This is a genomic window from Chryseobacterium gallinarum (genome assembly GCF_001021975.1).
Lineage (GTDB): Bacteria > Bacteroidota > Bacteroidia > Flavobacteriales > Weeksellaceae > Chryseobacterium > Chryseobacterium gallinarum.
Window position 1 is genome coordinate 1211237 of record NZ_CP009928.1, and the last position, 15702, is coordinate 1226938.

General features: G+C 36.8%; 18 protein-coding genes. 14 read left to right on the forward strand and 4 right to left on the reverse strand.

All coding sequences use genetic code 11. From position 1 onward, the window contains the following. Positions 1-171: 171 nt before the first annotated feature. The 3 genes from OK18_RS05495 to OK18_RS05505 all read left to right on the forward strand — a co-directional run bounded on the left by OK18_RS05495 (position 172) and on the right by OK18_RS05505 (position 2607). Positions 172-693, forward strand: a complete 522-nt coding sequence (locus tag OK18_RS05495; RefSeq protein WP_050019555.1) for a biopolymer transporter ExbD — start codon at positions 172-174, stop codon at positions 691-693. 243 nt (positions 694-936) lie between these two features. Then, positions 937-1719 (forward strand): alpha/beta fold hydrolase, encoded by a 783-nt coding sequence (locus OK18_RS05500; RefSeq protein ID WP_050019554.1) that lies wholly within the window; start codon positions 937-939, stop codon positions 1717-1719. A gap of 69 nt (positions 1720-1788) precedes the next feature. Continuing rightward, positions 1789-2607 (forward strand): patatin-like phospholipase family protein, encoded by an 819-nt coding sequence (locus OK18_RS05505; RefSeq protein ID WP_050019553.1) that lies wholly within the window; start codon positions 1789-1791, stop codon positions 2605-2607. 49 nt (positions 2608-2656) lie between these two features. On the opposite strand, the gene OK18_RS05510 is transcribed toward OK18_RS05505, so the two are convergent. Then, positions 2657-3661 carry a DHH family phosphoesterase gene (locus OK18_RS05510; RefSeq protein ID WP_053327367.1) on the reverse strand — a complete coding sequence of 335 codons (1005 nt, stop codon included), beginning with the start codon at positions 3659-3661 and terminating at the stop codon, positions 2657-2659. Positions 3662-3885: 224 nt separating this feature from the next. On the opposite strand from OK18_RS05510, the gene rpmH reads away from it, so the two are divergent. Both rpmH and OK18_RS05515 read left to right on the forward strand, forming a co-directional pair. Then, positions 3886-4044: a 50S ribosomal protein L34 gene (rpmH, locus tag OK18_RS20855; protein WP_050019551.1), complete on the forward strand. Its 159-nt coding sequence runs from the start codon at positions 3886-3888 to the stop codon at positions 4042-4044. A 155-nt stretch (positions 4045-4199) separates the two neighbouring features. Beyond that, entirely contained in the window at positions 4200-4910 is a 711-nt protein-coding gene (locus OK18_RS05515) for a cell division ATP-binding protein FtsE (RefSeq protein ID WP_053327368.1), read from the forward strand. A gap of 40 nt (positions 4911-4950) precedes the next feature. Here the strand turns inward: OK18_RS05515 and OK18_RS05520 are convergent, their stop codons facing one another. From OK18_RS05520 to OK18_RS05530, 3 genes are read right to left on the reverse strand one after another with little or no spacing between them, the layout of a single operon-like run. Further along, complete coding sequence (locus OK18_RS05520) at positions 4951-5652, reverse strand: tRNA1(Val) (adenine(37)-N6)-methyltransferase (protein WP_053327369.1); 702 nt, start codon at positions 5650-5652, stop codon at positions 4951-4953. Further along, positions 5652-7106: a sensor histidine kinase gene (locus tag OK18_RS05525; protein WP_050019549.1), complete on the reverse strand. Its 1455-nt coding sequence runs from the start codon at positions 7104-7106 to the stop codon at positions 5652-5654. Before OK18_RS05525 ends, OK18_RS05520 begins: the two co-directional genes overlap by 1 nt. Position 7107: 1 nt before the next feature. Then, on the reverse strand, positions 7108-7692 hold the full coding sequence (locus tag OK18_RS05530) for a riboflavin synthase (protein ID WP_050019548.1): 585 nt from the start codon (positions 7690-7692) through the stop codon (positions 7108-7110). A gap of 48 nt (positions 7693-7740) precedes the next feature. On the opposite strand from OK18_RS05530, the gene pdxA reads away from it, so the two are divergent. From pdxA to OK18_RS05575, 9 genes are all read left to right on the forward strand, one after another. Beyond that, positions 7741-8832 carry a 4-hydroxythreonine-4-phosphate dehydrogenase PdxA gene (gene pdxA / locus OK18_RS05535; protein WP_053327370.1) on the forward strand — a complete coding sequence of 364 codons (1092 nt, stop codon included), beginning with the start codon at positions 7741-7743 and terminating at the stop codon, positions 8830-8832. Between the two features lie 84 nt (positions 8833-8916). Next, positions 8917-9444, forward strand: coding sequence for a YceD family protein (locus tag OK18_RS05540; RefSeq protein ID WP_053327371.1), 528 nt, complete (start codon positions 8917-8919; stop codon positions 9442-9444). Positions 9445-9510: 66 nt separating this feature from the next. Beyond that, on the forward strand, positions 9511-9714 hold the full coding sequence (gene rpmF, locus OK18_RS05545) for a 50S ribosomal protein L32 (RefSeq protein WP_007843326.1): 204 nt from the start codon (positions 9511-9513) through the stop codon (positions 9712-9714). Between the two features lie 127 nt (positions 9715-9841). Next, on the forward strand, positions 9842-10324 hold the full coding sequence (gene accB / locus OK18_RS05550; protein WP_053327372.1) for an acetyl-CoA carboxylase biotin carboxyl carrier protein: 483 nt from the start codon (positions 9842-9844) through the stop codon (positions 10322-10324). Between the two features lie 98 nt (positions 10325-10422). Further along, on the forward strand, positions 10423-11778 hold the full coding sequence (gene accC / locus OK18_RS05555) for an acetyl-CoA carboxylase biotin carboxylase subunit (protein WP_050019546.1): 1356 nt from the start codon (positions 10423-10425) through the stop codon (positions 11776-11778). Between the two features lie 323 nt (positions 11779-12101). Continuing rightward, entirely contained in the window at positions 12102-13349 is a 1248-nt protein-coding gene (rocD, locus tag OK18_RS05560; protein WP_053327373.1) for an ornithine--oxo-acid transaminase, read from the forward strand. Between the two features lies 1 nt (position 13350). Further along, a complete protein-coding gene (locus tag OK18_RS05565) occupies positions 13351-14139 on the forward strand; it encodes a glycosyltransferase family 2 protein (protein ID WP_053327374.1) in 789 nt (262 codons plus the stop codon). Continuing rightward, the gene (locus OK18_RS05570; protein WP_082129142.1) at positions 14136-14903 is read left to right on the forward strand and encodes a polysaccharide deacetylase family protein; all 768 of its coding nucleotides are present in this window, start codon (positions 14136-14138) and stop codon (positions 14901-14903) included. Before OK18_RS05565 ends, OK18_RS05570 begins: the two co-directional genes overlap by 4 nt. Before the next feature lie 48 nt (positions 14904-14951). Further along, a complete protein-coding gene (locus OK18_RS05575) occupies positions 14952-15701 on the forward strand; it encodes a glycosyltransferase family 2 protein (protein ID WP_050019542.1) in 750 nt (249 codons plus the stop codon). Position 15702 lies beyond the last annotated feature (1 nt).

Below are 15702 nucleotides of genomic sequence, written 5' to 3' on the forward strand. Positions count from 1 at the left end.
AGGCTTTTTTAATGCATTGATTTAACAGTATTTAATTATTTCTTATTAAAGAAACACAAAAATAATTAACACTCTTTCATTTTAGGTACGAACTTTGTATCGATTTCTCAAAACTACGATCGGGTTTTTAAATTTTCATTCAATACCGTTTAACATTTTAAAGCATTAATTATGGCTGAAGTAATCGCACAAGAAAAACAAGGCGGCAAACAGAAGAAAAAAATGATCAGGGTAGACATGACTCCCATGGTAGACTTAGGTTTTTTACTCATCACCTTCTTTATGTTTACAACCAATTTCACAAAACCCAATGTAATGGATCTGGGGCTTCCGGCAAAAACCCCTGAAAGCAGGCTTCCAAAAGAAGTGATCGACTATAGAAATCAGGTAACTTTCATTCTCGGAAAAGATAACAGGGTATTTTATCACCAGAGCAATGCAACAGATTTAAGTACAGGCAACCTGAAAGAAACTGATTTTAGCGGAATAAAAATTTCTAAAATTATTGATGAAGCCTATAAAAATGCACCAAAACCACAGAACTTTACGGTCATTATCAAACCAACAGATGAGGCCAACTATAAAAATTTTGTGGATATGCTGGACAACCTTGCCATTGCTAAAAAAGAACGCTATGGAATTGCAGACATCAAACCCTGGGAAACCAAAGTTTATAAAGAGTTAGTTCAATAACCAAAGGCTGTCTCACTTGTTGAGATAGCTTTTTTTATGCTCATTCAAATATAATTGTATTAAAACGTTTTGGTAAATCCAACACACGCTTAAATCCGGACTCGACAACCTGCAAGGCTTTTTCCCACCTTATGTTGTTGGCTATTTAAACACTTATTCTTTTTTGTTTAAATTTGAATAGAATTCATCGGCAGCCGGTCTGCTGTTTTAGTCTTATTGTTAACTTCTATACATATTGAAATCATGCTGAATTTTGAAAGAAAAGGAAACGGAAAAGAAACATTGGTTTTACTCCACGGATTTATGGAAAATCTATCTATCTGGAGTGATATGGAGCCTCATCTTTCCAAAGATTTTTCTCTTCTGAAAATAGATCTTCCCGGTCATGGGCAATCTGAAATTTTAGGAGAGATACACACCATGGAACTCATGGCTGAAGAAGTTAAGAAAGTTATTGATCATCTTCATCTGGAGAGGGTCCACTTATTGGGACATTCCATGGGAGGATACACTTCACTTGCTTTTGCAGAAAAATATCCTGAGACATTAAAGAGTCTTACTTTATTCTTTTCTACTTATTTTGCAGATGATGAAGAAAAAAAGCAACAGCGCATCAAAAGCTACAGGATCATCAAGGATGCATTCGCTCATTATGCAAGAGCAGGAATTCCCAATCTCTTCAATCCTAATGAAAGAGACATTCTGGAAGGAAAGATTGAAACCGCCCTTGAAACAGCTCTTTCTACCAATAATATGGGAGCATTGGCCTGCGTAAAAGGAATGGTAGAAAGATCCGATAAAAAACACATTATGGAAAACCTGGAAGCTAAAATTCTGGTATTGGCCGGTAAACATGACAGTGCGGTAAAAACAGGACCTATGATTAAAAATCTTCCGGACAGAACCAATATAAAGTCTTATATCCTGGACTGCGGACACAACGGGCATTGGGAAAAACCTGGTATTTGTGCTGAAATCATCAATACCGAACTTCTTCACAATCTTCCTAAAAAATTTGTTTTATAGAAGCTACACTGATAGCACCAGCTCATATGTATCAAAAATTCCTGTATATTAGTAAGAGATAATTTCAAAATGGGTTTATTCTCTTTCAAAAAAAAGAAGCCAACAGTAATCGGACTTACTCTTTCCGGAGGGGGAATGCGGGGCATTGCCCATATTGCTGTCCTGAAAGCCCTGGAAGAATATAACCTGAAGCCTCATATCATCTCGGGAACAAGTGCAGGCTCTATTATTGGCGCTTTTTATTCTTTTGGAAAAACCCCCGATGAGATGATGGACATTGTAAGGTCAACTTCTTTCTTCTCACGCTCTGCCCTGAAATTATCTAAAAACGGAATCTTCAGCTCCAACTTCATTTTAAAATTATTTAAGGACTATTTTCCTGAAGATAATTTCAGTATTCTGAAAATCCCGGTGTATGTTACGGCTACGGAAATGACTCACGGCATTGTTGATTTTTTCTCTGAAGGAGAGCTTTTCACACCATTACTGGCGTCATCAAGCGTTCCTTTTATTCTTCCACCCGTAAGAATTGGTGAAAAAATCTATGTGGATGGCGGTGTCCTGGATAACTTACCCATTGAGCCTATTATAGATCAATGTGATTTTCTGATAGCTTCCCATGTAAACTCCATAAGCTATGATGAACTGAAGAAGATGAGTCTCATGAAGGAATTCGACAGGATTCTTCACTTAGCTATTGCAAAATCTGTATATTCCAAGGTAAAACACTGCGATATATTTTTAGATCCTCCGAAAATGACGAAATTCAGCCTTTTCAATAAGAAATATATGGATGAAATGTTTCAACAGGTGTATGAGTATACTTGTGAAGAGCTCGAGCTCAAAGGATATCATAAAGATTTAAAACCCGGTGAGCATAAAGCTTAAAGAATCACTCGTTAGCAAATTCCTTCAAAAGCAAGCTGTTACCTACTCTTTACAAATTCTCCTCGGTTAATTTCTTTTTAAAAGTTTCAATCGTTACTGCCAAAGAATCATCGGATTTTCCGCCGGCTGCGTTAATATGTCCCCCACCGTTAAAATATTTTCTTGAAAACTGATTAACATCTACATCGTCTTTACTTCTGAAAGAAATCTTGATAAAATCTTCATACAGGTCCTCCATAAAGAATGCTGACATTTTTACCCCGGCAATACTCAGTCCATAATTCACAAAACCTTCAGTATCACCTTTCTGGAAACCAAATTCTTTCAACTCATTTCTTGTCAGGCTCAAAACAGCAACTTTACCATCGTTCACCACCTCTATTCTTCCCAAGACCAAAGCCAGTAAATGAAGTCGGGAAACCGTATTGGTATCCCAGGTATTGGAAGTGATCATTGCAGGATCTGCTCCTTTCTCAATCAGGTTGGCAATAATTCTGTGGGTGGTAGCACTCGTGGAACGGAAACGGAAACCGCCTGTATCTGTCATAATTCCTGTATAAAGACATTCTGCCACATCATTATTCACCAGCTTTTCATCATCCATTGCTTCAATGAAGTGATAAATCATCTGTGAAGTAGCCGGAATTACGGTATCCGAATATACATAATCAAATTTTTCAGGCTGCTGGTGGTGGTCGATAAGGATTTTTTTACCTTGCGCCTTTATCAGCCAGTCTCCCAACAATCCTATTCTTGAAGGAGAATTAAAATCAAGGCAGAAAATAACATCAGCTTCACCTATAAGATCAGAAGCCAGCTTTCTTTTGTATTCAGCAATGATTACTTTCTTAGCTTCGGGCATCCACTTCAGAAATTTTGGAAAATCATTCGGTACAATTACTTCGGCATAAATTCCTTTTGCTTTCAGATAATGTTTCAATCCAAGGCTGGAACCAATAGCATCCCCATCAGGATTGTAATGGGTAAGAATGACTATTCTGTTTTCAGGCGTTAGTAATGTATTGATATCTAAAAGTTCTGCAGGTGTAAACATCTTTGTGTTTATTTTTCGTTAAAATTTAAGTTTTCAAAGATAGAGCTTTTATATAAATCATTTAAATATTATTTTTGTACAGAAAATTTCTTTTGTATCAGGCTTTCTCAAAAAGCATGTCAAATAATTTCAAAAAAAAATAATTAAAGTTTGTAACTTATAAAAATTTACATATCTTTGCAACCTGAAAATTAATAGATTAATTACGATTTAAACATATAGTAATGAGTAAAAGAACATTCCAGCCATCAGAAAGAAAGAGAAGAAACAAACACGGTTTCAGAGAAAGAATGTCTACGCCAAATGGAAGAAGAGTTTTGGCTGCGAGAAGAGCTAAAGGCAGAAAGAGATTAACTGTAAGTGCTGTACGCGCTAAGAGATAATTTTCTAATTATTCATATACAAAACATGCTTGAGAAGTTGCTTTTCAGGCATTTTTTGTTGTTAAAATTTACTAAAATTTAGGCTACATCAACTTCTTTTTTCTATTTTTAAAATTTGAAAACTTTTTGTTAAAAACAGCCTTTAAAATTAAATTATGCCACATACACATATCTCCGGAGACAATATTATAAGTTTACAGCACGCAAAAATTGCGCAAAAAAACTTTACTGTTCTTTCTGATGTAAATCTTAACATTAAAAAAGGTAGATTCTGCTACCTTATCGGAAAAACAGGTTCCGGAAAAAGCTCCCTTCTGAAAACGCTTTACGGACATATCCCATTAGCATCAGGACATGGAGCTGTTGTAGGATTTGACCTGGCAAAGCTTAAACCTTCCGATATTCCAAACCTCAGAAGAAAACTGGGAATTGTATTCCAGGATTTCCAATTGCTTTCAGACAGAACGGTTGAAAAAAACCTGAAATTTGTTCTTGAAGCAACAGGCTGGAATGATAAAGTAAAAATGGAAGACCGCATCAATGAGGTGCTGGGAAGCGTAAATATGAAAAGCAAGAAACACAAAATGCCTCATGAGCTTTCCGGAGGTGAACAACAGCGTATTGCCATCGCCAGAGCCCTTCTTAATCATCCAGATCTTATTTTAGCGGATGAACCGACAGGAAACCTGGATCCGGAAACATCCAATGAGATTATGACCTTGCTAAAACAGGTCGCTCTTGAAAACGGAGCTGCCGTAGTAATGGCCACGCACGATTATCATATGATCCAGAACTTCCCCGGGGAAGCTATCAGATGTGAAGACGGAAAAGTATCTGTACTGGATACAGCGGAACTATTTGAATAGGAAAAAAAAGCTAAAAGCATATGCTACAACAGCAAGGCTCCTAATTTCCAGCTTTAAAAACATGAAACTCCTTTGTGAGTTCAAGATATTGGTCCGAGTATTGTCTCGGACTTTTTTCTATGACAAAATCAGATTCCTCCTGTTGTTTTCTTTCCGGTGAAAACTCCAGAACAAGCCTTTTCACCTTTGAACTTTCAATTCCTGTTATACGGACTATCCGGTTGAGAAAAAGATTATTTTCTTCTGCAATAGAGATAAAGACTTCTCCCGCTTCCACAGGAATAATTACAGAAAGGATTCCATTTCCGGATAAAAGCTGTACCGATTTTACAATAAGCTGTTCAAAATTCAGCTCTACAGTCTGACGCGCAATTTTATCTTTATCGGATCCCGATTCTTCAAAGTAAGGTGGATTTGAAACAATCAGGTCAAATTTTTCCCCGGACTCAAAAGTTTTAAAATCCTGATGCCTGCATTTTAACCTCCGTTTAAAAGGAGCGTTTTCAAAATTCTCTCTGGTAAGTGCTGCTGCATTTTCATTAATATCCAGCCCCAGGAAAACGGCATGAGGGTTCCTTTGTGCAAGCATCAGTGAAATCAGTCCTGTTCCTGTCCCTATTTCTAAAACATTGGACACCTTTGCAACATCTGCTAAAGCACCCAGCAGCACCCCATCTGTTCCCACACGGAAAACATCCCCGGACTGGCGGATTTCGAATTGTTTAAACTTAAAAGGCTTCACTATAAATTGGTAGGTAATGTAATCGTAAATGTTGACCCTTTTCCAACTTCAGACTTCACAGAGATTTCTCCCTTATAATCTTCAATCATTTTTCTTACCATAGATAAACCAAGTCCCATCCCACTATTTTTAGAGGTGAAATTCGGTTCAAAAATTCTCTCATACATATTTTCAGGAATTCCGATTCCATTATCCTGAACAGAGATCATTACTCTTCTCTGATGTTGTTCCACATCTACATTAATGATCAGTTTCCTTTCATCACTTTCTGCCTGCTTAGCATTGGTAACAAGATTGGTGATAATCCTGGAAAGGTAAATCCTGTCCATATTGATCATGATATTACTTTTGTTGGCATGCATAAATATACTGTCATCGTTGAATACGCGCAGAATATCTTCAACCTCAGTATTCAGATTGATAACTTCATTATTTTTTTCCGGAAGTTTTGCAAACTCTGAAAAAGCGGAAGCTACGGTGGCAATCAGGTCAATCTGGTCTACCATCGTTTTACTCATCTGCTTTACCCTTTCTTTGATATTCGGATCTTCCGGATCGAATTTCCTTTCAAAATTCTGAATGGTAAGCTTCATGGGGGTAAGCGGGTTTTTCACTTCATGGGCCACCTGTTTTGCCATTTCCCGCCATGCCTCTTCGGAAGCTTTAAATCTTAATCTTTCTTTTTGATCCTGAATCTGGAGGATCATTCTGTTGTACGCTCTTGCCAAAGCATTCAGCTCATCATTTTTATAATACCTGATCGGACGCATTTCATTTTCAAATAAGGTAATACGGGTGATCATATCGGAAAACTTCGTAATGGTCTTGGCAAGGCTATTGGAGGTCACCCAGCTGATCCAGATACTGAACAGAATAAGAAATATATCGACTAAAAGAATGTATTTAACGTATTGATGAAGAACATCCAGGTAGGCAGATTCATTATGATACAAAGGAATATAAACTATCCCAATAGGTTCAAGCTCGTTATTTTTCAAAAGAAGATAAGAGGAGGTAAGCCTGGCGTCCTTGGCAGCATCATAACTTGTCATATCCACCCTTGCATCCGTGGAAAGGATTTTGTTGATAATCTCTATAGGAATATTTTTCTGGTCAACAAGACTTTCATCTCTATTAGACAGCAAATAGTTACCCTTGAGGTCATAAATAACAATATCATGCTGATTGATATCGGCAATTTCAAAAATTTTATTCCCTAATACCTGCGGAAGATCCTGGGTTTCTACGAGTGTACGGCTCACGGCATAGTCCAGATATCTCATTACAGCATTGGTTTTCTCCTGCATGTCAATGGTACTTTGCTCCAGGGAATTATTCCTCAAAACAAAATAGGGAACAAGTGAAGTAGCCACAACACTTAAGAAACATACCAGCAAAAAACCGAAAAACACCCGGTTTCTTAAGCTATATCCTTTGTATTTATTAATTGACATCCTACTTTTTAATTAACCTAGCAATATACTTACCAATGATGTCAAATTCTAAATTCACTTTATCTCCAATTTTCAAATGTTTCATATTTGTAAATTCCCATGTATAAGGAATAATGGCTACAGAAAACTGTGCATCTTCACTTTTTGCCACAGTCAGACTGATTCCGTTTACAGTAATTGAACCCTGCGGTACAGTAACAAAGTTTCCGTCCGCATCATATTGAATGGTAATAAAGTAGCTCCCATCTTTATTTTCAATTCCCGTAACTTCTCCTGTTTTATCAACATGTCCCTGAACGATGTGCCCATCCAGTCTGCCATCCATCTTCATACAGCGTTCAAGATTCACTACTGTTCCCAAATCCCATTTCCCGAGATTGGTTTTTTCCAGTGTTTCATTAATGGCCGTCACAACATATTGATTTCCTTTAATCTCAACCACTGTAAGGCAACATCCGTTGTGAGCAAGGCTTTGATCTATTTTCAGCTCCTCTGTAAAAGGGCATGTTAAAGTAAAATCTATATTGCTTCCTTTTTCTTCAATCTTCTCAATAACGCCAACTGCTTCAATTATTCCTGTGAACATATTATTTTTTGCTAAATTTGTAAATTATAATCTTCAAAGATAATCAAAATGAGCCCAAAAAACCATAAAGTACGAGTAGGAATTTCAATCGGTGATTACAACGGCATCGGACCTGAGATCATCATGAAGTCTCTGAAAGACAAAACCATTACAGATTTTTTTACTCCTGTAATTTTTGGCTCGGGGAAATTATTCACTTACCAGAAAAATATTTTTAAGCTGAATCTTAATTTCAACTATGTAAATGAGGCATCCCAGGCCCAGGGAGGAAAACTCAACATGGTCAACCTGACGAAGGAAAATGTCAATGTGGAATTAGGCGTTCCTACAGAAGAGTCTACCAAAATGGCTATTGATTCATTGGAGGCCGCCACGGAAGCTCTTATGAAAGGAGAAATTGATGTTCTCGTAACAGCTCCCATCAATAAGGATGAGATGGTAAAAATGGGATTCAGGCATGCTGGCCATACAGGATATTTTGAAGAAAAATTCAGTAAAAAGGGGCTTATGTTTCTGGTTACCGAAGATCTTAAAGTAGCAGTTTCCACCCATCATATCCCTATTGTTAAAATAGCAGAAAATATTTCCAAGGAAAAAATCAAAAAACAGATCAGAGTTTTACATCAGACTCTTATTGAGGATTTCTGTATTCAGAAGCCTAAAATTGCGGTATTAGGATTAAACCCTCATGCCGGAGATGGCGGGGTGATCGGAAATGAAGAGATTGAAATCATCGGACCGGCTATTAAAGAGCTTTCGGATAACGGAATCCTGGCATTTGGCCCATTCCCGGCTGACAGTTTCTTTCAGCCTAGTAAATACAAAAACTTCGATGCTGTTCTTGCCATGTATCATGATCAGGGGCTGGCTCCTTTCAAAACATTAGCTTATGAGGAAGGAGTAAACTATACTGCAGGCCTGCCATTTATCAGAACTTCTCCGGATCATGGAGTTGCCTATGACATAGCGGGAAAAAATATAGCTGATGAACAGAGCTTTACGGAAGCCATTTTTACTGCTATTAAGATTTTTAAAAACAGAACCGAATATAACGATTTGATGAACAATCGTCTTCAACCCCGAAAACTGGCTGTGGATAACGGAATAGATGAGGATCTTCCGGAGGAAACTGAAGCATAAATCTTTAAAACAAATTTAAATTTAATTTGTTAGGAATTTTATTTGTTATTATAAAAAAATTGCATATTTTTGCACACTCATTTTATGGACAAGTTAAGAAACTACGACGTAAGCTTTTCCGGATTAAAAAACGGGAAACACGAGTTCAGGTTTGAGATAGATAAAACGTTCTTTCAATTATTTGACACTGAGCAGGAATTTACAAATCCCAGAATAGAAGCAGATGTATTGCTTGACAAACACACTACTTTTCTGGAGTTTGAGATCAGAATACACGGGTTGGTAGAATTGGTATGCGATATTACCAATGATAATTTTGACTACCCTATTGAAAATGAAATTAAAATTCTGGTGAATTTTGGAGAAGAATATGATGACAGCAATGAAGATGTTATTACCATTCCTACCGGAGAGCATGCTTTCAATGTAGCGCATTTGATTTATGAGAATGTTATGCTTTCTATTCCGATGAAAAAGATTTCGCCTGATGTAAGTGATGAAGATCTGAAAATTTTGGATCAGTTCAGTCCAAAAGAAATTGAAGAAGAAGAGAAAGAAGATAAAAGCGATCCCCGTTGGGATGCTTTAAAAAAGTTAAGAGACAAAAATTAAATAAAATAATTTAAATATGATGAGATGATGAATCTCATCGCTCATCAATTAAAAAAGTTATTCAAAATGGCACATCCAAAGAGAAGACAGTCGTCCACAAGAAGAGATAAGAGAAGAACTCACTACAAAGCTGTAGTTCCTCAATTAGCTAAAGATGCAACAACAGGAGAGCTTCACCTTTACCACAGAGCTCACTGGCATGAAGGAAAACTTTACTACAGAGGTAAAGTAGTATTGGAAAAAGAAGTAGCAACTACTGAAGAAAACTAAGAGTCGCTTTTCACTGAAAAAGCCTCATTTTAATACAAAAACCGCCCAATTTTGATAAAATTTGGCGGTTTTTTGTTGTTTTTTGCGTTTTTTTGGTATCTTTGGCATCAAATCAAATATCAAATTTATGGACATTAAAGACATACAAAATCTTATTAAGTTTGTATCTAAAGCTGAAGTTTCTGAGGTGAAGTACAAGACTAAAGATTTCGAAATCACTATTAAAACTCCATTAGCTGGAAGCGATGCTGTTTATGCACAACCTGCAGTATACCATACTGCTCCCCAAGCAGTAGCTGCTCCGGCACCTGTTGCAACTCCGTCTGCCGCACCTGCTGAAAAGGCTGAAGCTGCATCTGATGATAGCAAATATGTAACGATTAAGTCTCCAATGATCGGTACATTCTATAGAAAACCATCTCCTGATAAAGACGTATTTGTAAATGTAGGTGACGAAGTTTCTGTTGGTAAAGTAGTTTGCGTTATCGAAGCAATGAAATTATTCAACCAGATTGAATCTGAAATCAGCGGAAAAATCGTTAAAATTTTAGTTGATGATGCTACTCCTGTAGAATACGACCAACCATTATTCCTTGTAGATCCATCTTAATTTAGAAGTTAGATGTTAGACATTAGATGTTAGATTAAATTCTACATTAAAATAACATTATCTGATTTTCAAATTATCTAATTTTCAAATTGAAGAAGATGTTCAAAAAAATATTAATAGCCAATCGTGGCGAAATTGCAATGCGTATTTTACGTACTTGTAAAGAAATGGGGATCAAAACCGTTGCGGTATACTCTACTGCTGATAAAGACAGTCTTCACGTGAGATTTGCTGATGAAGCGGTTTGTATCGGTCCTGCAATGAGTAAAGACTCTTATCTTAAAATTCCTAACATCATTGCAGCAGCAGAAATTACAAATGCTGATGCCATCCACCCGGGTTATGGATTCTTATCTGAAAATGCTAATTTCTCAAGAATTTGCCAGAAGAACGGCATCAAGTTTATCGGAGCCTCTCCTGAACAAATTGAGAAAATGGGAGATAAAGCAAACGCCAAAGCTACCATGAAAGCAGCCGGAGTACCATGCGTACCTGGTTCTGACGGATTGATCGAATCTTATGAAGTAGCGGCCAAAACAGCAGAAGAAATTGGTTATCCGGTAATGATCAAGGCAACTGCCGGTGGTGGTGGTAAAGGGATGAGAGCCGTTTGGAAAGCTGAGGACCTTAAAGATCACTGGGAATCTGCGATTCAGGAAGCTGTTGCAGCCTTCGGAAATGGAGGAATGTATATGGAAAAACTGATTGAAGAGCCCAGACACATTGAAATTCAGGTTGCAGGAGACCAATATGGTAAAGCCTGCCATCTTTCTGAAAGAGACTGCTCTGTACAGAGAAGAAATCAGAAACTGACTGAAGAAACACCTTCCCCATTCATGACAGATGAACTTCGTGAGAAAATGGGAGAAGCTGCCGTAAAAGCTGCTGAATTCATAGGATATGAAGGGGTAGGAACTATCGAATTCCTTGTAGACAAGCACAGGAATTTCTATTTCATGGAAATGAATACAAGAATCCAGGTAGAACACCCTATTACTGAGCAGGTAATTGATTATGATCTGATCAGGGAACAAATCCTTCTTGCTGCGGGAACTCCTATTTCAGGAATCAACTATTACCCTAAGTTACACTCTATCGAATGCAGGATCAACGCAGAAGACCCTTATGCAGACTTCAGACCATCCCCGGGAAAAATTACAGGATTAAATATTCCTGGCGGTCACGGAATCAGAGTAGACACTCACGTTTATTCCGGTTATACGATCCCTTCCAACTATGACTCTATGATTGCCAAGCTTATCACAACGGCTCAAACCCGTGAGGAAGCCATTGCAAAAATGAGACGTGCCCTTGAGGAATTCTATATTGAAGGTGTAAAAACAACCATCCCTTTCCACAGACAGCTGATGGATAATGAGGATTATCTTGCAGGAAACTACACTACAAAATTCATGGAGGATTTTGTAATGGACAGAAAATATGATAATCACTAAGATTATTTTAAAATTAATTTGAAACTGCCTCTTTTTGAGGCAGTTTTTATTTCGTACCATTAATTCTGACATCCTGCTGCAGCATCCGAAAAGTCGCTAAGATTATTCCTCACCAACCGTTAATAAAAATTAATAAATAAACAGGAATAAAATTCTACGCTTACAAAGATATAATACCTATAACAACCTGTTAACAAAGGAAATATTTTCTGATACGGTATTCTTCAGCCCAAAAATCTACTTCAATTCCACCTCCAAACGGTACTGGGTATTTGTTGATCCATCTCATTAATATTCTGTAAATTTGTCAAAAACCAAAGAATATGTCAACAGCAGAACAAACAAAAAACTCACAGTACTTTATTGACCTTGAAGACCAGTATGGAGCTCATAACTACCACCCTCTTCCAGTAGTTCTGGATCGTGGAGAAGGTGTTTTTGTATGGGATGTGGAAGGTAAAAAGTATTATGATTTTCTTTCAGCATATTCTGCTGTAAACCAAGGACACTCTCATCCCAAAATTGTAGAAGCTTTAGTAGAGCAGGCCAAAAAACTGGCACTGACTTCAAGAGCCTTTTACAACTCCAGATTGGGAGAATATGAACAAAAAATAACGTCCCTTTTTGGGTTTGACAAAGTTTTACCAATGAACTCCGGGGCCGAGGCCGTGGAAACTGCGGTAAAACTTGCCAGAAAATGGAGCTATGAAGTAAAAGGAATTTCTGAAAACGCAGCTAAAATTATTGTTTGCGAAAATAATTTCCACGGAAGAACTACAACCATCGTTTCTTTTTCCAATGATCCGGATGCCAATCAGAACTACGGACCATTTACACCGGGATTCATCAAAATCCCTTACAATGACATTGCGGCATTAGAAGAAGTTTTAAGTAAAGATGCAGCTAATATTGCAGCTTTCCTGGTAGAGCCCATCCAGGGAGAAGCAGGTGTATATGTTCCGGATGAGAATTTCCTTAAAAGAGCTTCTGAATTATGCAAGAAATACAACGTCCTTTTCATTGCTGACGAAGTTCAGACCGGTATTGCAAGAACAGGAAAGCTTATTGCATGTCACCATGAAGATGTACAGCCGGATATTTTAATTCTCGGAAAAGCACTTTCAGGAGGGATGTATCCCGTATCAGCAGTTTTAGCCAATGATTCTATCATGAACGTAATCAAGCCGGGGCAACACGGTTCAACTTTCGGAGGGAATCCTATTGCCTGTGCAGTAGCTGTTGCGGCACTAGATGTAGTTGCCGAAGAAAAATTATCGGAAAGAGCAGAACAGCTTGGACAACTTTTCAGGGCAGAGATTGAAAAGCTTATTGAAAAGACAGACCTTATTACCAAAGTAAGAGGAAAAGGACTTTTGAATGCTATCCTGATTAACGATACTCCGGAAAGTTCAACTGCATGGGATCTTTGCTTACAATTAAAAGAAAACGGGTTATTGGCAAAGCCAACTCATGGAAACATTATCAGATTAGCACCTCCATTGGTGATTACTGAAGAGCAATTGCTGGATTGTGTAAAAATTATTGAAAAAACTATTCTAGAGTTTAAGTAAAATGGCTCTTTCCCTCGCAATCATTACCCATAATGAAGAAGAGAACATTATAAGACTTTTAGATTCGCTTACAGACATCGTTGATGAAATTGTAATTGTAGATAGTTTTTCAACAGATAATACCAAGGAGATTTGTACGAAGCAATATCCTCAGGTAAGGTTCTTTGAGAAAAAATTTAATGGGTATGGTGAACAGAAAAACCATGCCCTTAATTTATGCACCCATGAATGGGTCCTGTTTCTGGATGCTGATGAAGTACCGGACGTAGACTTAAAAAGATCAATCCAGGAAGTAGTTTCTTCAGCAAATCCCGCGTTTAATGTCTATAAGGTAAGATATAATAATCATCTGGGAATTCATCTGATCAGATTCGGGGGCTGGGGAAGTGTTTTTCGTGAAAGGCTTTTCAGAAAACAATATGTCCGATACTCGGATGATAAAGTTCACGAGTTTTTAATTACCGGTCAAAAAGCCGGAATCCTGGAAGGAAAGCTTGATCATTATACCTATAAAAGCATTCAGCATCATGTTACGAAAATCAATAAGTATTCTGATATGATGGCAGAAAAAATGTTTGAAAAAGGGAAAAAGATCAATCGCTTTAAAATCATTGTGAGTCCCTTGTTTGAATTCATTAAGGTTTTTATCTTTAAACTGGGCTTCCTGGATGGTTTTCCTAGATTTTATATTGCAAAGACCATGTCTTACTATACTTTTTTGAAATACATCAAACTATATGAAAAAATAAGACTGGCAGAAATAGAAAAAAAATACGGTAAAATACTATGATGATCCTTTATCTGGCATTACTTTTACTGGCGGTATTTGTCATCTTCTACTTTCGCTTATATCTTTTTGCTTTTCCTACACACAGATTGATTATTCTGATGTACCATCAGATAGAAGAGGACACCTGTGAAGACCTTACGGTAAGTCTGAAAAACCTGGAACAACAATTCAGCTATTTGCAAAAAGAAAAATACACCGCTAAATTCTTTTCCGAGCTTGGTACTCCTGCCTCAAAAAGTATTATTCTTACCTTTGATGACGGGTATAAAAATAATTTTAAATACCTACCTGCTTTACTGGAAAAATATAATCTGAAAGCCACTATTTTTATTCCCACTTCATTTATTCAGGAAGGATATGGGGATTATGAAATGATGACTTTTAAAGATTTAAGAAGTTTACCTGAAAAATATATTGAGCTAGCGCTTCATAGTCATTCTCATCAAAATTTCAGAGATGTCTCTGCCGGTTTTATAGAAAGGGATCTCGAAAAGAACATGCAAATCCTTGAGTCTCAAAGCATAAAATATTCTAAAATTTTGGCTTATCCATACGGAAAATACCCTAAAAAGAAAGCCGATAAGGATATACTTTTTTCCAATTTAAAAAAAATAGGAATCGATTTTGCAGTAAGAATAGGAAATAAGGTAAATTATTTTCCTACCCGACATCCTTATGAATTGTGCAGGGTTGATATAAAGGGTGGAGATTCATTAATAAAATTCAAATTAAAACTTATCTTTGGCAGATTAAAACTATTTTAAAACGATATTAAAAGAAATATTTCCTATTTCTTTATTAAACAAAAAGTTATGATGGATATTAGTGGTTTAATCATAACACACAATGAAGAGAAAAATATACGGGAAGTCCTTGAATGTTTTGATTTCTGCAGCGAAATCGTTGTGGTAGATTCATTCAGTACTGATAAAACTGTAGAAATAGCAAAAGAGTTCCCCAATACAAAGATCATTCAAAACCCATTTGAAGACTTTACAAAACAGAGAAATTTAGCATTGGATGCAGCAAGTAATGACTGGGTATTATTTTTAGATGGAGATGAGAGAATTACGCCTGAATTAAGGAGAGAAATTATCGCCGAACTGAATAAACCGGAGCAAAAGGATGCCTATTATTTTTACAGGAAATTCTTTTTTGCGCAAAAGCCGATTCATTTTTCCGGGACACAGTCTGACAAGAACTTCAGGTTGTTCAGAAAATCAAAGGCAAGGTATATGACCGGAAAAAAAGTGCATGAAACTCTGGAAGTAAACGGAAATGTCGGGGTTTTAAAAAATAAATTACTCCACTATTCCGTTTCAGATTATGAGTCATATAGAAAAAAAATGATTCATTACGGAATATTAAAAGGGAAAGAACTGGCTGCAAAAGGGAAAAAGTTTAATGTTTTGGTTCAATACCTTAAAACAGCTTTTAAATTTTTCAAAGCCTATATAATGAGACTGGGTATTTTAGACGGTAAGGAAGGATATCAGCTTTCTTATCTGCAATCCTTAAGCGTATTTGAAACCTATGAATCATTAAAAAAAGAGCAAAATTAGT